The organism is Ketobacter sp. MCCC 1A13808 (assembly GCF_009746715.1).
GTDB lineage: Bacteria > Pseudomonadota > Gammaproteobacteria > Pseudomonadales > Ketobacteraceae > Ketobacter.
The window spans coordinates 150892-172070 of sequence record NZ_VRKW01000003.1 but is presented as its reverse complement, the minus strand read 5'-3'; the positions used below and the strand labels follow the sequence as shown (position 1 = coordinate 172070).

Below are 21179 nucleotides of genomic sequence, written 5' to 3'. Positions count from 1 at the left end.
GGTTCAAGATGAAACTGAATAGACGCAAATTTATCCGTACCTTGTCACACGCTGCTTTGGCAGCTCCGTTAATGTCCTTGCCATGGGCCCGCAGCGCGTTCGCCGCTGCGGGTGACAAGCGCGCCATCTTCCTGTACATGCCCGATGGCTGTATACCGGAGCGCTTTCATCCCACCGGCACGGAAACTGACTTTCAACTCAACGACATGACCAGCCCGCTGGAGGACGTAAAACAACATTGCGTATTCACCCGTGGACTGACCATGTACGAAGGCGGCTCCACCCATGAAGGAGGGGTGCGCAAAGTCCTGACCGGGAACTCCGATGTGTCACTGGATTACCTGCTCGGGCAACGCCTGGGTCAAAACCATCCGCTGCGCTCCATCCACCTGGGTGTGGCGGCGAATTTTCAGGCCGGTTCCGATGTACGCTCAGTGACATTCCAGCCCGGTGCCATTCCTGTCAGCTACAACGACAATCCAATCAATGCATTTGACCAGATTTTCAAAGGGGTCAACGGCGGGGATAGCGGCAGCGTGGATTTGGAAACCCGTCGCAATACCAGCATTCTGGATCAAAGCCTGAGCGACCTGAACACGCTAAGAAGTCGCCTCGGTACCGCCGAAAGGCAAAAGCTGGAATTGCATGCGCAAAGTATTCGCGAAATTGAGCAGCGAATATTAGATGCGGCAAATCCCAGCGGTGGCGGCATGTGCAGTGCAGGCAACTGGAACCAGCAGGGATTTTTCGTACCGGAGGGTTATCATGGCTACCCGGCCAAATTCGAGCTGGACGAAAATTTCAAAACCGTCAGCCGTCTGCAATTGGATCTGATCGTCGAATCGTTTAAATGCGATCTAACCCGCATTGGCTCATTGATGTTTTCCCACGCGGTTAGTCCATTGCGCATTGACGGGATCGACCTGGGCCATCACGACACCTCACATTACGGCGCCTTCGAAACCGGCACTGCGGAGAAGTTTGTACAATATCAGCAGTATTTTATCGGTGAACTCAGATACCTGATCCGAAAACTGAACAGTACACCGGACTCGGACGGCAACAGCATGCTGCACAACACCGTGATCTTTCTGTTTTCCGAATTGGGGGACAGCAACGATCACGATCACAACGATATGCCGTTTATTCTGGCGGGTAACGCGGGCGGTGCGTTACAAACCGGGCGCCTACTGGATTTCAAAGGCGACTCACACTCCAAGTTGCTGGTCTCGATCGCCAATATGATGGATGTGAATGTGAACACCTTTGGCTACACCGGCCACGGCAGTGGCGGCCTGGCAGGGCTATAAGCAATAAAACCGACAAAAAAGCCCGGCAAACGATCGCTTTGCCGGGCTTTTTTCAAGAATGTAAGTCAGTCTGCCATCGCGAATGGCTATTGTCAGGAAAACTGCGCAAACACTTCCTCTTCTGTTTGCCGGGTTGTTTCATTAGCAAAATCATACCAGTCCGGTTTCCTATCGATAAAAATCTCTTTTACGAATTCGAACTCAACATCGCCTACGAACAACCCAACCGGCACTTCATACCCCTCGCCACTCAATAGCTTGTAGTAAAGATGCGTTCCGCAATGCCGGCAAAACCCTCTTTGCGCCCAATCCGATGACGCATAATTAGAAATCGCGTCTTCACCCTCAAAAACCACTTCCACTGCATGGGTGACCAGTAAAGGCCCGCCACCCCAGCGCCGACACATTCCGCAGTGACAGGCATCCATATGCTTTTCCACCCGCGCTTGTAATTTTACCGCTGTACACAAGCACTGCCCCTTAACCGTCTGTATCTGTTGCATCCTTAATCTCCCTATTCAGAAATAGCAATTTGCCCTTTTTCACAGGCATTCGTTACAGTTTTCAACGGGTAACGCTATAATCTCGGCGCTACAGGCCCGTTCCGCTCTTGAATTTCGAATATTTGCACAGTTACCACTACACTTAAATGGAATCGGCAGATTTAAAAGGTCATCCCATGCACGGCACCCTATTTGTAGTATCGGCCCCTTCGGGCGCAGGCAAAACCAGCTTAGTAAAAGCGCTGGTAGAAAGCACCCCCGGCCTGCACGTTTCCATCTCCCACACCACGCGCCCGCAGCGCCCCGGTGAAGTGAACGGCGTTAACTATCACTTCGTATCCCAAAGCCAGTTCAATGAGATGCTGGAACGGGATGCCTTTCTGGAGCACGCAGAGGTATTCGGAAACCTCTATGGCACCAGCAATCAAAGCGTCCGGGATCAGCTCCAGGAAGGCAAAGACATCATCCTAGAAATAGACTGGCAAGGAGCGCAGCAGGTACGCAAGCAATCACCTCACGCGGTGGGCGTGTTCATTCTGCCCCCCTCGAAGGACGTGCTGCAACAACGCCTGGTGGGTCGTGGTCAGGATTCGGATTCCGTTATCAACGGTCGCATGGCCCAGTCCGCCGAGCAAATTTCCCATTACGTTGAATTTGATTACCTCATCATTAATGACCAGTTCGACACGGCACTGGCGGAATTAAAATCCGTCATTCAGAGCCAGCGCCTACGACAAGCACAGCAAAGCATCCGCCATAAGGCCCTGCTACGCAGTCTTCTGTCCTGAATTTTGTTCCGAATCGAAACATATGCCCCTTGTCTTTATAAAGTAAACCAGTAAACTAAAGGGCTCGCTAAATCCGAACTGAGGTTAAAAATGGCACGAGTTACCGTCGAAGATTGTCTGGACCGGGTAGATAACCGTTTTTCATTGGTGTTAGTGGCCAGCAAACGTGCTCGTCAAATCGCCACTGGAGGGAAAGACCCCTTCGTTGACTGGGAAAACGACAAGCCCACTGTTGTGGCGCTGCGTGAAATTGCTGAAGGTTATGTCGATCAGTCCATTCTGAGCCGCAAACCTGAACCAAAACAGTTCCGTGATACCTCCTCTTTCCACAGCGCGTTTAACAACCCGTCTTTCGAGGAATAAACAACCGCAAAACGGCTGTTCTCATTACCGCTCAATCCCATTACACTAATCCTCTCAAGAGGGGTTGAGGCATTGCAAACTGTTGAATCACTTATAGAAAAACTTGAATATCTTCCGTCTGAACAGAGGGAGGATATTCGTCGCGCTTATTATTTCGCTGAGGACGCCCACGAAGGCCAGTTCCGGCGTAGCGGCGACCCCTATATAGTTCATCCTCTGGCGGTCAGTAAAATCCTCTCTGATATGCACATGGACGCACAAAGCGTTCAAGCTGCGCTGCTCCATGACGTCATCGAAGACACCTACGTATCCAAAGAAACCCTCACTGAAGCGTTCGGCGAAATTGTTGCCGAACTGGTGGACGGCGTGTCTAAAATCGGTGCGATCAAGTTTGAATCCAAAGCCGAAGCCCAAGCGGAGAACTTCCGCAAGATGGTGCTGGCTATGACCAAGGATATCCGCGTCATCCTGGTGAAGCTTGCGGACCGGCTCCATAATATGCGCACGCTGGGTGTATTACACCCCACGAAGCGCCGCCGCATCGCAATGGAAACCCTGGAAATATACGCCCCCATTGCCAATCGCCTTGGCATGAATAATGTCCGGGTCGAACTGGAAGACCTCAGCTTTACCCATATGTATCCGATGCGCGCCTCGCGCATCAAGAAAGCCACCAAAACCTCTCGCGGGCACCGCAAGGATATGGTGAAAAAAATTCAGGAGGCGGTCGTCAACCGCCTGGAGCGGGACGGCCTGACCGGTCGGGTCACCGGGCGAGAAAAACACCTTTACAGCATCTACAGCAAGATGAAAGAACAGCGCAAACCGTTCAACGAGATAATGGATGTGTATGGCTTCCGCATCATCGTTAACTCGGTGGACATGTGTTACCGGGTGTTGGGCGCAATTCATAACCTGTACAAACCGATTCCGGGCCGCTTTAAAGATTACATTGCCATCCCCAAAGCCAACGGCTACCAATCACTACACACCACCCTGATCGGGATGAATGGCGTACCCATTGAAATTCAGGTGCGCACCGAAGAGATGGACGCCATGGCAAACAACGGGATTGCGGCACACTGGCTCTACAAATCCGACCCGGATCCCGCCGGAGGCGCGCAAAACCGCGCTAAAGAATGGCTTAAGGGCTTGCTGGAAATGCAGCAACGCGCCGGGAACTCTCAAGACTTCCTTGAAACAGTCAAAATTGACCTGTTCCCGGACGAAGTTTACGTATTCACCCCCAAAGGCGATATTCTGGAGCTGCCTACCGGTGCAACCCCGGTGGATTTTGCCTACGCCGTGCATACGGACGTCGGCAACAGCTGCGTCGCAGCACGCCTGGATCATCGTCTGGTCCCCCTTAGCACCCCCATTCAAAGCGGGCAGACCATTAAGATCATCACTGCGCCCGGAGCCTGCCCGAATCCGGCCTGGCTCAGCTTTGTCACCACCGCCAAAGCCCGCGCCAATATCCGCCACTTCCTGAAAACCCAGCAGCGATCAGAATCCGTTGCGTTGGGACAACGCCTGCTGGAAAAGGCGCTGGCACCGTTCGACTGGACCTTCGACGCTATTCCGGCGGAACGCATTGAAACCGCGCTCAGTGAAGCCGGTTTCGCAACCCTGGACGACATGCTGGCGGACATTGGACTGGGCAATCAAATGGCCCAGATTGCCGCCCGCCGCATGCTCCCCACCAGCGAAGAAGACCCCGCAGCAAAAGACAGCAAATCGACGCCACTGGTGATTCGCGGCACGGAAGGCATGGTGATCAATCTAGCCAAATGCTGTCGCCCAATTCCGGGTGATTCCGTGATGGGGCACCTAAGCTCCGGGCGCGGCATGGTCATACACCGAGACAATTGCAAAAATATTGCATCCGAACTGAAAGAAAACCGGGAGAAGTGTTTATCTGTGCAGTGGGCGCAGGACGCCATCGGCGAATACGCTGTCGATCTGCGTGTGCAGATGGAAAATGAGCGCGGCTCGCTGGCAACACTGGCCTCGCTTATTTCCCAAGCCGATGCCAATATCGAAACCATAAATATTAAAGAAAAAGACGCGCACTTGTCGGTGGTCAGCCTGCGTATTTCAATTCACAATCGAGCGCACCTGGCGAAAACCATTCGTCGAATGCGAACCTTGAAAGCAGTTCACCGAATCGTCCGCGTCCGCAACTAAACATTGCTACATCCTACCTGCATGTAAACGCACATGTGATACCACACGGAACGCAACTATCGGAGACCCGGTCATGAGCAAACGCGAAATCATTTCAACCAGCAAAGCCCCCCAAGCCATCGGCACCTATTCCCAAGCGGTCAAATGTGGCAGTACCGTCTATTTATCCGGTCAGATCCCACTGGTTCCAGAAACCATGGAGTTGGTGGATGGTTCCATGGAAGATAATATCGTACGCGTATTTGAAAATCTCAAAGCGGTTGCCGAAGCCGCTGGCGGCTCCCTGCAATCCGTTGCCAAACTGAATATCTTTCTGATTGATTTGGGCCACTTTGCTTTGGTCAATGAAGTTATGGCACGCTATTTTGAACAGCCCTACCCTGCCCGTGCAGCGGTGGCAGTTGCCGCGCTGCCTAAAGGTGCGCAGGTCGAAATGGATGCCGTGATGGAGCTGGACGAGTAAAAACTGGAACGATTGACCTTTCGTTTCCGCCACCCCCAAAAAGGAATTAAGTATCGCCATGTCTGCTGAAAAACCCCCGCTGATCCTCGTTGATGGCTCATCCTATCTATATCGCGCCTTTCATGCCTTGCCCCCGCTCATCACCAGCAAGGGACAACCAACAGGCGCGATAAAAGGCGTACTGAATATGTTGATCCGGCTGCGTAAGGACTACAACCCTGAACACATGGCGGTGGTGTTTGACGCAAAAGGCAAAACCTTCCGCGATGATATGTACGCGGAATACAAAGCGAACCGCCCGCCTATGCCCGACGATTTGCGCAGCCAGATAAAACCGTTACACGACGCTATCCGCAAAATGGGTTTACCACTACTGATCGTCGACGGCGTTGAAGCGGACGATGTCATCGGCACCCTGTGCGAACAGGCAACCCGGCAAGGCATCGACACGATTGTCTCCACTGGCGACAAAGATATGGCGCAGCTGGTTAGCAAACATGTGACGCTGATCAACACCATGAACGACAGCGTGATGGACCGTGAAGGTGTGATAGAAAAATTCGGCATTCCCCCAGAGCGTATTGTCGATTTTCTGACATTAGTAGGGGACAGTGTCGACAATATCCCGGGCGTGCCCAAGTGCGGACCCAAGACCGCGGTAAAATGGCTGACTGAGTACGAATCATTGGATAACCTGGTTGAACACGCCGATGAGATTAAAGGCAAGGTAGGCGAAAATCTGCGTAACAGCTTGTCGCATATTCCACTGTCCAAACAATTGGCCACCATTAAATTGGATGTGGAATTGGATTGCTCGCCGACTCAGCTCGACATTCTGGAACCGGATAACCAGGCATTGCTGGAACTCTATAAAGATCTTGAATTCAAAACCTGGGTAGCAGAGCTCTCTGCGGCTGCAGGAGAAAGCAATCGCACCGATGCTATCGATGCCCTTTCCGAGACCATCGACAATACATCCGAACCGGAATACGAATGCATACTGGATAAAACTCAATTCGGAAAATGGCTTGAAAAGCTAAAACAGTGCGAGCTGTTTGCGTTTGATACTGAAACCACGAGCTTGAATTACATGCAGGCTGAATTGGTCGGTGTGTCGTTTAGTATTGAAGCGGGAGCAGCGGCATACGTTCCGGTTTCACATCGTTACCTGGATGCACCAGAGCAACTGGACCGGGACTGGGTGTTAGAGCAATTAAAACCACTACTGGAAGCCGAAACCCCGAAAAAAGTCGGCCAGAATTTAAAATACGATCAAAGCATTCTGGCCCGGTACGATATTCAATTAAACGGCATCGCATTCGATACCATGCTGGAATCCTACGTACTTGACTCGACTGCCACTCGACACGACATGGACAGCCTTTCGCTTAAATACCTGGGTCATAAAACCATAAGCTTTGAAGAAATAGCGGGTAAAGGCAGCAAACAAATTACCTTCGATCAAATAGAACTGGAAATTGCCGCAAAATACGCAGCCGAAGATGCTGACATCACATTAAAATTGCACCAACATTTGTGGCCCATGCTGGAAGCTGAAAAAAGCCTGCAGTCTGTATTTACAGACATTGAAATGCCACTGGCACCCATACTGTCAAAAGTAGAACGCACCGGTGCGTTAATTGATGCAAACATGCTGCGCTTACAAAGCCAGCATCTGGCCAAGCGGATGATGGAACTTGAAAAAGAAGCACACGACATGGCCGGAGAAGAATTCAATCTGGGCTCACCCAAGCAATTAGGCACCATACTGTTTGAAAAATTAGGTTTACCTGTCATCCAGAAAACACCCAAAGGCGCGGCCTCAACTGCTGAAGCTGTATTACAGGAATTGGCTCTGGATTACCCTTTACCCAAAGTACTGATGGAGTATCGTGGATTAAGTAAATTAAAATCCACTTATACCGATAAGCTACCCGAATTAATAAACGCTAAAACCGGTCGTATTCATACTTCCTATCAACAGGCTGTTGCCGCAACCGGACGCCTATCCTCTACCGACCCTAACCTGCAAAATATTCCAATAAGGTCAGAAGAAGGTAGAAAGATCAGGCAAGCGTTTATTCCGCGTAAAGACTGCAAATTATTAGCCGCCGATTATTCTCAAATTGAATTACGCATCATGGCGCACTTATCTGACGATGCCAGCTTATTAAAGGCATTTAATCAGGGATTGGATATCCACCAGGCTACGGCATCAGAGGTCATGGGGGTAGCACTGGAGGACGTTACTACAGAACAAAGACGCAAGGCCAAAGCGGTTAATTTTGGTTTGATTTACGGCATGTCTGCTTTTGGTTTAGCAAAACAACTGGGCATTGGGCGCAAAGAAGCACAGCAATACATCGACTTATATTTTGAGCGCTATCCCGGTGTACTCAATTACATGGACCGCGTTCGCAAATTAGCCGCAGAACAAGGGTATGTGGAAACCTTGTTCGGCCGTCGCCTGCATTTGCCGGAAATTAATTCCCGTAATGTACCCCGACGTCAGGCAGCGGAACGCACGGCAATAAATGCACCGATGCAGGGTTCCGCTGCGGACATTATTAAGCGGGCAATGATTGATGTGGACGCGTGGCTGGAAAAACAAAAGATGGAAACTCGCATAATCATGCAGGTGCATGATGAATTAGTGTTCGAAGTTCCCCTGAAAGAGTTGGACTGCATCACAAAACAGGTAACGTTACTTATGCAGGGCGCGGCGGAACTGAAAGTTCCCTTGATCGTTGAGGCTGGGGTGGGTGATAATTGGGATCAGGCTCATTAGATTAGGCAGATATCCCCAATGTCAGCTTAGACTCCCCTAGTGAGCCTGGACAACAAAAATAAAAACGCGAAGGGATTGCACCCGGAACCAGCTGGTCACTTAATTTAAAATTATTTTTGAATTTTGGTGAACTAAACCCAGCAAGCGTCGTCTTAATACATGAAGCTAAGGCAGCAATCCCAAGCCGAGTAATCGGCTACAGCAAACCGGCTTTCCCCCAAGAGCCGGACCCTAGCCGGTAGTCTGCCCCAAGACTACCGGCTTTTTTTTGTCTGCAATTTAAGATTACTGCGCTGTTTCGTATTCCTTTTCAAACCCAAACCAATTCGCCAGCACTTCACGCGCCTGCTCAACGCCTTCTTTATTGTGGGATGAAAACAATTGTGCAGTGACCTGGTCACCGTAGGCTTTGATCTCTTTCCGCACCCCTAAAACCGAATTCTTCGCCGGTCCGCGCTTGAGTTTGTCGCTCTTGCTCAGCAATATATGGACGGGCATATTCTGATGCTGCGACCATTCAAGCATCATCCTGTCGAAATCCTTGAGGGGGTGGCGAACATCCATCACCAGAATGAGTCCAGCCAGGCACTGTCTTTGCTCAAGATATTCACCCATATGAGCCTGCCACTCCAATTTCATTTTCTCCGGCACCTTGGCATAACCGTAGCCCGGCAAATCCACCAGCTTGCAGTTGTCATCCATCCGGAAAAAGTTAATCAACTGGGTTCGGCCCGGCGTCTTACTGGTACGTGCCAGTCCGCCGTGATCCACCAGAGTATTGAGCGCGCTGGATTTACCCGAATTGGAACGCCCGGCAAATGCGATTTCAACCCCTTGCTCCGGAGGGCACTGGGCCAGATTAGCCGCACTGATCTCGAATTGAGTCTGACGCAGGCGGGCAGTAAAAATTTTCATTGGATGATCCTGGTAGGTTGAAATCGGAATGCATTTTCGCCAATATTCCTCAGCCATGTAAAGGACATTACCCCTTAAGAGAACTTTGTTATATAATCCCATCGATTTTTTCTATATAAACTTCTGGGTGAGAGGGGTTCGTTCATGAAAAAACTTTTGATGGCGTCTGCCGTTGTGTTAATGGGATTTACTATAAATACTCAGGCTGAAGCGCCGGCTAAATACAATATGTATTGTGTCGCCTGCCATGGTACCGGTGCAGCCGGTGCGCCAAAAACCGGTGACAAGGCCGCTTGGGAACCCCGTCTGGCAGCAGGAATCGACGCTCTGGTCACCAGCTCGAAAAAGGGTAAAAATGCAATGCCCCCTATGGGTCTCTGCAACGACTGCACCGATGCAGAGCTGAAAGAACTCATAGAATTCATGTCGAATTAGCCTTATCCGGAATAACCACCTGATATTTAAAGTATTTTATAATTAGGACCTTGCTATGAAATTGTTAGCTAAATTGTTGCTGACCTCGGCTATCGCCGCGTCCGCAACTGGGGTATACGCTGCCGGAGACGCCGAAGCCGGAAAAAACAAAGCATCAACCTGTGTTGCTTGCCATGGTGCTGATGGTAATAGCACCGTTCCGAACTTTCCGAAATTAGCAGGCCAGTCAGCAGGCTATATTGTTAAGCAACTTCAGGATATGAAAAGTGGCGCCCGCCCGGTACCTGAAATGGCGGCCTTTTTGCCTGCACTGAATGATCAAGATATCGAAGACCTCGGCGCCTATTACGCTGAACAACCCATCCAGCCCGGTTCCGCCGATCCTAAATTGGTTGAGCTGGGACAGAGCGTGTATCGAGCTGGCAACGCAGAAAGTGGTGTTACCGCCTGCGCCGCCTGCCATGGCGCCAACGGGAAAGGCATGCCGGAAGCCGGATTTCCTGCATTAGCAGGTCAACATGCTGCCTATATAGAAAAACAGCTGAAAGCGTTCCGGGCAGCCGGACGTGAAGATCACAATGGTGCCCGTCGTGAAAACGATGGTGAAACCAAAATGATGCGGGCAACGGCAGCACGATTGAGTGATGACGAGATCTCAGCGCTGTCCAGCTACATTAACGGTCTATACTAATCACACTGTTCCAAGCAAAGGCAGCTCAGGCTGCCTTTTTTTATGCCGCCCTATTCAGCCCGGGTTCAGAAGGAACCCTGCAAGATATATTGAGTCATAAGCACATCGAATGAAAAGTCAGGGAATCCTCATGAAAAATAAGATAAATCCAATTCTGAACTTTGGTCTGATCACGCTGTTTACCATGGTGAGCGCACTGGTTCAGGCCGATACCTTTAATGAAGGCGTGGATTACACGCGCCTGCCGCAACCGGGCAAAGTAGAACAACCCGGAAAAATTGAAGTACGGGAATTCTTTTCATTTGCCTGCCCGCACTGCTTTACCCTGGAAGGTTACACAAAAGATTGGAAAAAGACGCTCGCTGACGACGTTAACTTCGTCATGACTCCAGCCGCTTTTCGCAAAGACTGGGAGCCGCTGGCCCGCGCCTATTACATCGCAGAATCCCTGGATAAACTGGATACCATCAAACCGAAATTATTCGAAACCATCCATGTTAAAAAGAAGCCGATGGACACGGAAGAGAACCTGGCTACCTTTTTTGCGGACTACGGCGTTAATGAAGCTGACTTCAAAAAGCTCTATAACTCATTCAGCATCCGGGTAAAAGAGAAACAGGGCATGGCACTGGCAAAGGCATATCAGCTACGTGGGGTGCCTGCAATGGTGGTGAATGGAAAATATATGGTCAACTCTCAAACAGGCAAAACCTATGATCACCTGCTTAAAGTTGCCAACTTCTTGATCGAAAAAGAACGGGCAGCAGGCGCTACCGCAGCCAAATAAAGCCCGAATGACCGCAGGATTCATTCGACATGGGTCTACACTTAACAGGACGTTTCCCTGCCACCAGTCCGGCAGGGTTTGAGGCATGCGCAATCAGGCGTGAGTAAGTAGCCGTGAAATACGATATTAACCCATCAAGCAAATCCAGCTTTGATCCGGAAAACCACCCCAGCGTTTTGCGGTTATTAAGCTACAACATACAGGCCGCTATCGGCACCAGCTCCTTCCATCACTACGTGACCCGCAGCTGGCGTCATGTGTTGCCGGATTGGCGCGGACTGCAACGGCTGGACCGAATAGGCCAGGTGCTTGCCCACTACGATCTGATTTCCTTGCAAGAGGTGGATGGCGGCAGCCTGCGCAGCGGCTTTGTGAATCAAGTGGCCTACTTGGCAGACTTGGGCCGCTTTGACTATTGGTATCAGCAGCTGAATCGAAACCTGGGACGCTTCGGCCAGTTCAGTAATGGGGTACTTTCCCGCTTTGTACCCTTCGAAATCGAAGACCACAAACTACCGGGATTAAAAGGCCGGGGAGCAATCGTTGCCAAGTACGGTAACGACGAACACACTTTAGTGCTGGTCGCCGTTCATCTGGCATTGTCCGAAAAGGCCCGCAACCGGCAGTTGGAATATGTACGTGAAATTATTCAACATTACGAGCACGTTATTGTAATGGGAGACATGAATTGCCGTGCAGACCAAATCAGCTCAACCCCGATTAATTCCCACCTGATGCAGGTTCCCGGTGATCATCATACTTACCCTAGCTGGAAACCCACCCGCAACATTGATCACATACTGGTCTCCCCCAGTTTGAAGATTCGCAACGTCAAAGTATTGGACTGCGATTACTCCGACCACCGTCCCATTTCCATGGAAGTGGCCCTACCAAAGCCACTGGCGCTCGCCTTAATCGGTAAAATTCCGCAAATTAGCTAAAATACGCAAATTTCTATCCATTCTGCCTGTGTTATGCCTGCTCTTTTCCTATACTTTCCTTAACCTACAGTTATAAGGCACCTTTGGCCATGTCCGGGGACAGTACTAACGACTGGAAAACGAAATACCTGACCGTGCTGGAAGAAATGGAAGCCAGCGAAGAAAAAGAGCGCGCAAATCAAAAGCTGATGCAAAGAGCCATCGTGCGCGTTTGCCTGGCGGCGGACGGACTGGACGAACGCCTGGACCATCAGCTGAATGCCTTGCGCAAGGGGCTTAGGGACGGCCACAGCATCGAATCTCTGGAGCCGGTGATTGATCGCCTGGAAGATTCCGTTATGGAACTGGATGACCGGCGCCGGGAGCAGAATCAGGAAACGCAACAGATCATCGAGGAACAGCTGGCAAACTACCAAAAGCTGGACCTGCCACGAACCCAAACCAATGAACTCAAAGCCTTTACCAAAACCCTTCCGGAACTGATTGCCGGTAGCGGCCTTAAACCCGCATTAATTAAACAACTTTCCAGCGTTTACTTCAGCCTCAATCAACACCTATTGCAGCAATCCAACAACGTTGATGAGCCTAAGCCGGGCCTGATATCAAAGTTGTTTGGCGGTAGCAACCGCCCACCGGAACCGGATACACAGAACACCGACACAACACCCCACCCCGGAAACGCAGAGCCGGATGTAATTCAAAAGGATGTGATTTGTGGTGATCCCTATCTGGGGGAACGGCTTAGCCGTACTTTGTGCAATTTACTGGAACAGATCGATGTTCCCGAAGAATTTAGCGAGCGTAAAGAAAAACTAATCGATTCAGTTAAAACCGAATTTCAACCGGAACAGCTACCGGACTTTCTGGATGAAACCACTCAGCTCGTGGCCTCCATCAAGATCATGGCGCAAAAAGAGCTGGAACAATTTCTGGTTACTCTTCACCACCGACTGAATGACATCCAGGACTTTCTGATCAATGCCCGGCAAGGGGAAAAGGAAGCACAGGAAAATCAGGAAAAACTCGACCACGACGTGCGCAAAGAACTCAGGGAAATGCGCAGCAATGTCGAGAAAAGTGATGATGTCGTGCATATTAAACAGGACATCGAATTCATGATGGACCGGATAGTCGCAGCAGTCGACGCCTTTCATGAGCAGGAAAACCACCGCAGACAGGCTGTCCACACACGCTTCGAAAGCCTGACAGAGCGTATGGCCACCATGGAATCAGAGGCTTTGGAACTCAAGATTAATCTGGAAACCCAACGCAAAGAAGCCATGCGCGATGCCCTCACCGAGCTACCGAACAGAGCAGCCTATGACGCTCATATCCAAAGCGAGTTTTCCCGTTGGCGGCGACATTCCCGGCCACTCTCCATTACCATCATCGATATCGATCACTTCAAAAAAATCAACGACACCCTGGGCCATTTACGCGGCGACAAAGTATTGAAATTAGTCGCAAGGGAGATCTCACAGCGACTTCGTAGCGAGGACTTTGTCGCCCGTTACGGGGGAGAAGAGTTCGTGATCATAATGCCGGAAACGGATTTGCAATCCGCATTGGTCGCGACAGAAAAAGTAAGGGCTGCCATAGAAAGCTGTCCATTCAGCTTCAATCAACAACCGATTCCCATTACCGCCTCTTTTGGCGTTACCTCGTTCGAAAACGGCGACGAAATCGAAACGTGCTTTGAACGCGCGGATAAAGCGTTATATCGCGCCAAAGAGCTGGGAAGAAACCGAGTCGAACAAGGCTAAATTACAAAAACCCAACATCCAACCAACCCATCAGGCCAACCCCGCTTCTGAATGGCCACCTTAGCCTATTTATCCCAAATCGGAGGTGATTTAATTTTTCACCAGGCAACACTATAAAAATAATAAAGGGATAACCTGGTGCTGGTGAAAACAACAAATTCTAGTCGCTTGACGTTACTGGACAAGGTCAATGTTTGCCTACAGGACTTTGGTGACCACGTTATGCACTTGGTTTTTGACGTTGAAGGAAAAGTAGACGTTAACCAAATGAATCGAGCGGTCCGCTTATCCTTCATTGAACATCCTATTATGGCGCAGCGCCTGATTTACCAGCGAGGCCAGCCGCGCTGGATTGAGTGGGATGGGGATACACTGGACCGCGCCAAATTCTGCCACTCTTTGAGTAGTGAAAACAAAGAAACGGACATTGATAAATTCCTGGTCCAGGTGGTCGACTTTTCGCTGCAGCCGATGGTACTTATTCAGATTATTGAAGGTAAAACCACGACAGTGTGCATCAAAGTCAGCTGTGTGCCCATTGATGGTCGTGGCTTCCTGATTTACGTTGAACGGCTATTAGCGCTGTATGAAAGTCTGAACGAGCCCTCCAATTGCCAACCCGAAGTGGGTGATCTGACACAGCGCAGCACCAGGGCACTGATTCGCTACTTCCAACCGGCAGACGCGATTAAGTTAGCTATTTCCAGTTTTCGAAATCAACTACAAGACAGCATAACCACGAACAATTGGCGCATACCCAGCCAGAAAAACGGTCAACTGGACAAAGCTTATTATTGTCATACCCTGCCACCGTCGAGCCTGGGTGACATCATTCGATTACGACAGATCCATCAACTGACGTTCAATGATATTCTGCTGGCTGCGTACTACCTGTCGTTGTACGACATTATAAAGCCGAAACAGAGCAAGCCCTTCTGCGTACTGAATACCTATGATCTACGTCGCTATGAAGATAACCATGCACCTGACAGAGTCGCGAACTACTCCAGTTTTATCAACACCAATGTGCCCATTGTTGATGACGACTGTTTGATTTCAGCGGCAAAAAAAGTACAGCAATCGATTGGTCAACGTAAAGCACGTTATCCGGGTATAACGGAAGGACCTTTTATCTGGCCGCTTCTGACGTTGCTGCCTTTTCAATTTGGCCGTTTTATAGTGACTCGATTGCTCAAACACAGGGGCGAAAAGATTCCTGTGTTTACCAATGTTGGTGTCATTCATACTGAGGAAATGCGGCTCAACAAGCAACCCATTCGCAATGTAAAGCCGTTCGCACCGCTTGAGTTTCCGCCAAAATTAGCCGTCACCCTGGCCACTTCCGGAAACAGCATCACTTTGAGTGTCGGCTATAGTCGCAATCACTTTTCCGATGCCATGATCAAACAGCTTTTTCTGCGCATGGAAACGCTGATAACGGATACGGACCGAACGGTCCGGAGCAATGCCGCATGACGCAGGCCTTGTATCACTTGGTAGAGCGGCGCCGAATTTATTTCATCGCCAGCATTACCCTGCTCCTGCTGCTATCAAGCCAACTGGCCCAGATGGCGTTTAACGGCGATGTGAAGGTCATGTTTGATAAGGATGACCCTCACTACCAACGCCTGCAACAGTTGGACACAGACTATGTAGATTCGAATTATCTGGTTATTTTGTTCGAGCCCGCCGACAAAAATATCTACCGGAAAGATAATCTCGTCGTTGTTGAAGCACTCACCAACGCGTTATGGACATTGCCATACACCGTTAGCGTCGAATCCATTAGTAACCATTCGCGCTTATCAGTAGCCGACGATGATATACGGTCAACTGCGCTGATTGATCAAGCCCGGACGCTCACCCCCGAACAAATTCGTTCCATTCAGTATTACGCACGCCAGGATCAACAGATCCGCGGCAAGCTGATTTCACCCGACGAGAATGCAACTGCATTATTTGCCACCATTGCGCTACCGGAATCTCACTTGGAGGCCGTACTGGAACTGCGCTCCGCCGCAATGGCATTGAGAAAGGAGTTTGAGTCCCGTTATCCGGGCAGCACCATTCATATTAACGGCGATGTTGCGATCGAAGGGGCACTGCTGCAAGTTACGATGGATGACATTTTGCGTGTTAACCCCATCGTCTTCCTCACCATTTTTATCCTGACCGGCTTATTTCTACGTTCGATTATGTCCATTGCATCAACCATCGGCGTGGTGATCGCAGCTACTGGCATCTCTACCGGAATCAATATTCTGTCAGGCTTTGAAATGAACCCTATCACCATGATGGCGCCAGCGATTATCATGGTCCTGGCTGTTGCAGATAGCATTCACGTATTAACGACTTACACCCTTTTAAGCCGTCAGGGGCTGCCCTGTAAAAAGGCGATGGTGCAAAGTCTCGAGAAAAATTTGGCTCCGGTATTCTGGACCAGCGTGACCACGGCTGTCGGCTTTCTGGGAATGAATTTCGGCGACTCGCCGCCATTCAGAACTATGGGCAATATGGCTGCAATCGGCGTGCTGTTCGCGTTCCTGGCGACATTTACCGTATTGCCCACTATTGCCTTATTGTTTCCTGCTCAAACCATCCGTAAACCCCTGTCCCTAAGTAAAACAATGGCGTCCCTCAGTAACTGGGTGATTCGATCCAACCGTTTGTTGTTGGTGCTGATGTTTACAGTTTCTGCCGTATTGTTAACCTTCATTCCACGGCTTGATTTCAACGACGATATATCTGAATATTTCGACCCTTCTCTCGACATCTATGAATCCATACAATTTTCAGAAAAAAATACCCGTGGCGTTCATACCTTACTGTATTCATTTGCTTCGGGCACCGAGAACGGAGTGAACGACCCGGATTTTTTACGCAAGGTAGATCAGGTTAGTCAATGGTTGCGGCAGCACCGGGATGTAGCTGAGGTCTACAGCTACATTGACCTGATCAAAAAAATCAATCAAACCCTACATAATGACGATATTGAGTATTATCGCATTCCTGATTCCAAAGCACTTTGCGCACAATATCTTCTGCTGTATGAAATGCTAATCCCGAACGGGATCGATTTGAGTCGCGATCTCACCCTCGACCGATCTGCCTTAAAGATGACCGTCCATATCAAGAACAGCGACAACCAGACTCTAATCGGACTGGAACGGGATATTGACCATTATCTTTCAAACAACCTGCCGGAACTCAACAACAAAGGCTCAAGCCAACTGCTCATTTTTGCTCACATGGGCAACAAGATTATCCATAGCATGGTTGATGGCTCGTTAATAACATTAATTCTGATTTCTATTTTTATGATGATCGCCCTGCGCTCAGTTCGGTTTGGATTACTCAGCATCATCCCCAACCTAATGCCTGCCGTGGTTATATTTGGCATCTGGTCATTGCTAGTGGGCCATGTCAATCACGCAGCCGCCATGACTTTTAGCATTTGCCTGGGACTCGTAGTGGATGACACCATTCACTTTATCAGCCAATACCTCCAATGCCGTCGCAGCGGATACGATCCTGAGACCGCTCTGCGCGAAACATTTGTCCACTCAGGCACAGCCATCGTGATCACATCGATCACCTTATCCTGCGGCATCCTATTATTAACGCTCTCTGATTTTACAGTAAATGACACGCTGAGTTTGATGCTCACCGGTATCATTATGACTGCCTTGCTTTTCGATTTGTTATTTCTGCCCACATTGCTTTTATGGGCAGACAAAGCACCCCAGGAACCAGAGTATTTCAGGAGTTCAAGCGTATGATCGCATCCCGATTCGAAAGTATTGGTGTTTATCTGCCGGAAAAAGAAGTCACGACACAATCCTTAGTGAGCAGCATGGAAACCCAACCCATGTTTGATCTGGAGAAATTAACCGGCGTAAAAAGCAGGCGTTGGCGCTCGGATTCCGAGGATTGCCATACCCTCGCGATGTCAGCGATAGAACGCTGCCTGCACCAGTCGCATTACCGAGCGGATGACATTGACGTTATTGTTTGCACTTCTATCACCCGCTTCACCGGCGGGCTTAGATTTGCGCTGGAGCCCGGCCTCAGCGCCACATTAAAAAATACGCTGGGCATGCGACGTAATGCGTTGAATTTTGACATCACCAACGCCTGTGCCGGTATGTTCACGGGCGTCTACTTGATGGATCAAATGATCAAAAGTGGCGCAGCAAAAACGGGACTGGTAGTGAGCGGCGAATGCATTACGCCGATAACAGAAACGGCGCTCAAAGAAATCAACAATCCGATTGATGAGCAATTCGCATCACTCACGGTGGGCGATTCCGGTGCTGCTGTCATCATGGATAGATCTGTGAACGAACACTCCAGACTGAATTTCCTGGAACTGTTCACCTTAGCTGAATTTTCGGAATTTTGTTTTGGCATGCCAAGTAATAAGAATCCGGGGGTTGCCATGTACACAAAGGCAATGGAGATTCACGCTACCGTCATTCAACGACTTCCATCATTTCTGGGTCAGTTCGCCGAACGCTATCAAGTAAGTGGCATAGATTTTCAGCACGTTATTCCCCATCAGACCTCAGAACGGGCGATCCGTACAGCACTTGAATTGTGCAGTGAGACGTTCGGAGACATCCCGCACATCTGCGTGTCATTGGACAAATTCGGCAATACTTCTTCCACTTCCCATTTTGTCGTACTGGATGACCAGATGCGCCAGGGCATCATTAAACCGGGCGATAATGTACTCATGCTGATCCTGGCTTCCGGAATCATTCTGGGTGCCGCTTCCGTTACCGTGGGCAACTTGAGAGGAATCAATTAATGGGATCCATTATTCGTAAAACCGCAGTGGTGGAGAATAAGAATTTCAGTGCCATCGAAAATACGGCAACGGCGGGAATAAAATGCATTGAGGCGAGCGGCATAGATCCCTCTCGGATAGGTGTTTTGATCTATGCGGGCTTATATAGGGATGACAATATCATGGAGCCGTCAGTAGCCAGTCTGGTACAGAAAAAAATCCAAATTGGTCTGGATATTTCAGCTTCAAATCTTGCAGGAATGACTTTTTCTTTCGATGTCATTAATGGAGCGAACAGCGTAATGAGCGCTATTTCGGTGGCGGATTCCATTTTACAGAATGACCACAAGCAGTTCGTTCTCATCGTTGCGGGTGATGCCCACCCCTCTAAATCCGATCACAAAGAATTTCCGTTTGAGGCGGTTGGCGCAGCCATGCTGCTTGGCTGGGATACGGATTCGTTACGCGGTTTTCACGCGGTCAGCTATCTGAGCGACCATACAAACGCTGAATCCAGTTTCAGTGCCACCGGAAAGCTAGAAGAATTTGGCATGGAGGGACGCAGCCATGTTCGTTTTGAATCTGATCCGCGTTTATCGGAAAGTTATTTGCGCCTAAACGCAGAAAATATTAATCAGTATCTACAGCGCCAACGACCCAAAGCCATCGACTTTATTCTCAGTTCAGAACCGGTCCGTGGTTTCAGTCAGCAGCTGGTTACTATGATTGATTTTCAACACCCGGCGGATGGGGGCGTGGCATTATCCCCACAATCAATCGATCTGCACGGGCATTTTGGCGGTGATATTCATACCGCTGCGCCCATTGCAGCATTTGATGTGCTCATTCCGGAGCTCAAGGATAGGAAAAAAACCACCCTTCTTTTTTCCACGGTCGGGTCCGGTAATGCCAGCGCCTGCGCTCTGTATTGTGTTTAGCCTATTACTGCCGGAGTTTGCATTATGAAGAAAGCGTTAGTGACAGGGGGGGCCGGATTCCTCGGCCTCTATATCGTCGAACAACTGATTAGTCGTGGTTATCAAGTCAGTGTTTTATATCGGGGGGATTATCCGCATCTTGCGCAATTGCCGGTAACGATATTTAAAGGTTCGGTTACGGACCATCAACTTGTTGCGCAGGCTGTAAAAGGTCAGGATCTGGTATTTCATACCGCCGCTAAAGTGGGTTATTGGGGGGATTATCAGGACTACTACCATACCAATGTTGTTGGCACTAAAAATATTATCGCGTGCTGCCAACAGGCCGATGTAAAAAAGCTGATTTACACCAGCTCGCCGAGTGTGACGATGAATAATATCGACATTCATAATGGCGATGAAAGTCTGCCTTACCCGGATTATTACCATACTCACTATTCCGCCACAAAATCCCTGGCCGAACAACTACTGCTAAAATCCCATAACCCGAATGGATTACAAACGTTAGCGATCCGGCCACATTTGATTCTGGGACCACGAGATAACCATTTACTTCCCCGATTGCTGAATCGAGCACAGTCCGGAAAATTAAAACAGATCGGTCCCGGCACCAATCGGGTCAGCGTTACTTACGTAGAAAATGCGGCGCACGCTCATATTCTGGCGGCAGAATCGAACAATACGGGGGGTAAAGCCTACTTTATTAACGAACCTGAACCGGTTTTACTGTGGAATTGGATTAAAGAGGTTTTGCGCACGCTGGGCACTCAGCCACCGCGAATCGGAGTACCCTTTTTTCTTGCCTATGGTGCAGGTTGGTGTCTGGAATGGGTGCATCGTGTTTTTGGTTTGCAGGGTGAACCGATGGTGACGCGTTTTATCGCTTCAGAGCTGTATCGCAATCACTATTTCTCTATACGCCGTGCACAACAGGATTTTAACTATGAACCGCTTTTTAGTTTGCACGAAGCACAAGCCAGAACTATCGCATCACTGCAACAACCAACCTGATTATAGACATGGGTTAATCTAATTCAGTAACTGGCGCAACCGCGCCAGTAAAATATCTTCATCCAGCGGTTTTGTGATTAATTCCGTTACGCCGGACGCCATTATATCGGCGTCTTCTCCGTGGACGGCGTGAGCCGTTAAGGCAATAATCGGCAGACTCCGAAAACGATCTTGTGCCCGTAGCCTGCGGGTTGCTTCTTTTCCATCTATGCCGGGCAACGAAATATCCATTAGGACCACATCAAATTCTTCATTATCCAGCTTGGAAAGACAGTCTTCGGCACAGTTTACGCCGGTCACAACGTAGTTTTCATCTTCCAGAATCCAGGTTACCAACTTCATGTTATCCGGATTGTCTTCTACCACTAATACTTTGTTGCCCATTGCTGCCGACCTGTTAAATCAACTTGAATGTCTTTGCCATTGGTTAAGTGTAGCTGTTTTTATTGAATCTGATATAACGCAATGTCAGCGACCTAAGCGCTTGTATTACAAGGCAACTAAGTC

General features: G+C 49.5%; 19 protein-coding genes. 16 read left to right on the top strand and 3 right to left on the bottom strand.

The window, feature by feature from the left end; all coding sequences use genetic code 11:
- Window positions 1-8: 8 nt before the first annotated feature.
- Window positions 9-1310, top strand: a complete 1302-nt coding sequence (locus FT643_RS07615) for a DUF1552 domain-containing protein (protein ID WP_156870794.1) — start codon at window positions 9-11, stop codon at window positions 1308-1310.
- A gap of 92 nt (window positions 1311-1402) precedes the next feature.
- Here the strand turns inward: FT643_RS07615 and FT643_RS07610 are convergent, their stop codons facing one another.
- Window positions 1403-1813, bottom strand: a complete 411-nt coding sequence (locus tag FT643_RS07610; protein ID WP_156870793.1) for a GFA family protein — start codon at window positions 1811-1813, stop codon at window positions 1403-1405.
- A 176-nt stretch (window positions 1814-1989) separates the two neighbouring features.
- On the opposite strand from FT643_RS07610, the gene gmk reads away from it, so the two are divergent.
- From gmk to polA, 5 genes are all read left to right on the top strand, one after another.
- Entirely contained in the window at window positions 1990-2601 is a 612-nt protein-coding gene (gmk, locus tag FT643_RS07605) for a guanylate kinase (RefSeq protein WP_156870792.1), read from the top strand.
- A gap of 90 nt (window positions 2602-2691) precedes the next feature.
- The gene (gene rpoZ, locus FT643_RS07600) at window positions 2692-2964 is read left to right on the top strand and encodes a DNA-directed RNA polymerase subunit omega (RefSeq protein WP_156870791.1); all 273 of its coding nucleotides are present in this window, start codon (window positions 2692-2694) and stop codon (window positions 2962-2964) included.
- Between the two features lie 72 nt (window positions 2965-3036).
- Complete coding sequence (gene spoT / locus FT643_RS07595) at window positions 3037-5151, top strand: bifunctional GTP diphosphokinase/guanosine-3',5'-bis pyrophosphate 3'-pyrophosphohydrolase (protein ID WP_156870790.1); 2115 nt, start codon at window positions 3037-3039, stop codon at window positions 5149-5151.
- A gap of 73 nt (window positions 5152-5224) precedes the next feature.
- On the top strand, window positions 5225-5614 hold the full coding sequence (locus FT643_RS07590; protein WP_156870789.1) for a Rid family detoxifying hydrolase: 390 nt from the start codon (window positions 5225-5227) through the stop codon (window positions 5612-5614).
- 58 nt (window positions 5615-5672) lie between these two features.
- Window positions 5673-8402, top strand: a complete 2730-nt coding sequence (gene polA / locus FT643_RS07585; protein WP_156870788.1) for a DNA polymerase I — start codon at window positions 5673-5675, stop codon at window positions 8400-8402.
- Between the two features lie 285 nt (window positions 8403-8687).
- Here the strand turns inward: polA and yihA are convergent, their stop codons facing one another.
- A complete protein-coding gene (gene yihA / locus FT643_RS07580; RefSeq protein WP_156870787.1) occupies window positions 8688-9317 on the bottom strand; it encodes a ribosome biogenesis GTP-binding protein YihA/YsxC in 630 nt (209 codons plus the stop codon).
- Window positions 9318-9461: 144 nt separating this feature from the next.
- On the opposite strand from yihA, the gene FT643_RS07575 reads away from it, so the two are divergent.
- From FT643_RS07575 to FT643_RS07530, 10 genes are all read left to right on the top strand, one after another.
- Window positions 9462-9752: a c-type cytochrome gene (locus tag FT643_RS07575; RefSeq protein ID WP_156870786.1), complete on the top strand. Its 291-nt coding sequence runs from the start codon at window positions 9462-9464 to the stop codon at window positions 9750-9752.
- 55 nt (window positions 9753-9807) lie between these two features.
- Window positions 9808-10443 (top strand): c-type cytochrome, encoded by a 636-nt coding sequence (locus FT643_RS07570; protein WP_156870785.1) that lies wholly within the window; start codon window positions 9808-9810, stop codon window positions 10441-10443.
- A 130-nt stretch (window positions 10444-10573) separates the two neighbouring features.
- Entirely contained in the window at window positions 10574-11230 is a 657-nt protein-coding gene (locus FT643_RS07565; protein WP_198043396.1) for a thiol:disulfide interchange protein DsbA/DsbL, read from the top strand.
- A 113-nt stretch (window positions 11231-11343) separates the two neighbouring features.
- Window positions 11344-12171, top strand: coding sequence for an endonuclease/exonuclease/phosphatase family protein (locus FT643_RS07560; RefSeq protein ID WP_317621970.1), 828 nt, complete (start codon window positions 11344-11346; stop codon window positions 12169-12171).
- Window positions 12172-12260: 89 nt separating this feature from the next.
- Entirely contained in the window at window positions 12261-13934 is a 1674-nt protein-coding gene (locus FT643_RS07555; RefSeq protein WP_156870783.1) for a GGDEF domain-containing protein, read from the top strand.
- 144 nt (window positions 13935-14078) lie between these two features.
- Window positions 14079-15410, top strand: coding sequence for a hypothetical protein (locus tag FT643_RS07550; protein WP_156870782.1), 1332 nt, complete (start codon window positions 14079-14081; stop codon window positions 15408-15410).
- Window positions 15407-17713: an efflux RND transporter permease subunit gene (locus FT643_RS07545; protein ID WP_156870781.1), complete on the top strand. Its 2307-nt coding sequence runs from the start codon at window positions 15407-15409 to the stop codon at window positions 17711-17713. The genes FT643_RS07550 and FT643_RS07545 overlap by 4 nt, the downstream gene beginning before the upstream one ends.
- Window positions 17710-18744: a 3-oxoacyl-ACP synthase III family protein gene (locus tag FT643_RS07540; protein ID WP_198043395.1), complete on the top strand. Its 1035-nt coding sequence runs from the start codon at window positions 17710-17712 to the stop codon at window positions 18742-18744. The genes FT643_RS07545 and FT643_RS07540 overlap by 4 nt, the downstream gene beginning before the upstream one ends.
- On the top strand, window positions 18744-19661 hold the full coding sequence (locus tag FT643_RS07535; protein WP_156870779.1) for a hypothetical protein: 918 nt from the start codon (window positions 18744-18746) through the stop codon (window positions 19659-19661). Before FT643_RS07540 ends, FT643_RS07535 begins: the two co-directional genes overlap by 1 nt.
- 24 nt (window positions 19662-19685) lie before the next feature.
- Window positions 19686-20672: an NAD-dependent epimerase/dehydratase family protein gene (locus FT643_RS07530; RefSeq protein ID WP_156870778.1), complete on the top strand. Its 987-nt coding sequence runs from the start codon at window positions 19686-19688 to the stop codon at window positions 20670-20672.
- An 18-nt stretch (window positions 20673-20690) separates the two neighbouring features.
- Here FT643_RS07530 and FT643_RS07525 read toward each other — a convergent pair whose 3' ends face one another.
- On the bottom strand, window positions 20691-21056 hold the full coding sequence (locus tag FT643_RS07525; RefSeq protein WP_156870777.1) for a response regulator: 366 nt from the start codon (window positions 21054-21056) through the stop codon (window positions 20691-20693).
- Between the last annotated feature and the right edge of the window lie 123 nt (window positions 21057-21179).

Bases quoted from the DNA above. Each gene is read 5' to 3' on its own strand.
- FT643_RS07530 (WP_156870778.1), top strand. From the start codon at position 19,686: ATGAAGAAAGCGTTAGTGACAGGGGGGGCCGGATTCCTCGGCCTCTAT.
- FT643_RS07540 (WP_198043395.1), top strand. From the start codon at position 17,710: ATGATCGCATCCCGATTCGAAAGTATTGGTGTTTATCTGCCGGAAAAA.
- FT643_RS07570 (WP_156870785.1), top strand. From the start codon at position 9,808: ATGAAATTGTTAGCTAAATTGTTGCTGACCTCGGCTATCGCCGCGTCC.
- FT643_RS07565 (WP_198043396.1), top strand. From the start codon at position 10,574: ATGAAAAATAAGATAAATCCAATTCTGAACTTTGGTCTGATCACGCTG.
- gmk (WP_156870792.1), top strand. From the start codon at position 1,990: ATGCACGGCACCCTATTTGTAGTATCGGCCCCTTCGGGCGCAGGCAAA.
- FT643_RS07535 (WP_156870779.1), top strand. From the start codon at position 18,744: ATGGGATCCATTATTCGTAAAACCGCAGTGGTGGAGAATAAGAATTTC.
- FT643_RS07525 (WP_156870777.1), bottom strand. From the start codon at position 21,056: ATGGGCAACAAAGTATTAGTGGTAGAAGACAATCCGGATAACATGAAG.
- polA (WP_156870788.1), top strand. From the start codon at position 5,673: ATGTCTGCTGAAAAACCCCCGCTGATCCTCGTTGATGGCTCATCCTAT.
- FT643_RS07545 (WP_156870781.1), top strand. From the start codon at position 15,407: ATGACGCAGGCCTTGTATCACTTGGTAGAGCGGCGCCGAATTTATTTC.
- FT643_RS07610 (WP_156870793.1), bottom strand. From the start codon at position 1,813: ATGCAACAGATACAGACGGTTAAGGGGCAGTGCTTGTGTACAGCGGTA.
- FT643_RS07555 (WP_156870783.1), top strand. From the start codon at position 12,261: ATGTCCGGGGACAGTACTAACGACTGGAAAACGAAATACCTGACCGTG.
- FT643_RS07590 (WP_156870789.1), top strand. From the start codon at position 5,225: ATGAGCAAACGCGAAATCATTTCAACCAGCAAAGCCCCCCAAGCCATC.
- yihA (WP_156870787.1), bottom strand. From the start codon at position 9,317: ATGAAAATTTTTACTGCCCGCCTGCGTCAGACTCAATTCGAGATCAGT.
- rpoZ (WP_156870791.1), top strand. From the start codon at position 2,692: ATGGCACGAGTTACCGTCGAAGATTGTCTGGACCGGGTAGATAACCGT.
- FT643_RS07575 (WP_156870786.1), top strand. From the start codon at position 9,462: ATGAAAAAACTTTTGATGGCGTCTGCCGTTGTGTTAATGGGATTTACT.
- FT643_RS07615 (WP_156870794.1), top strand. From the start codon at position 9: ATGAAACTGAATAGACGCAAATTTATCCGTACCTTGTCACACGCTGCT.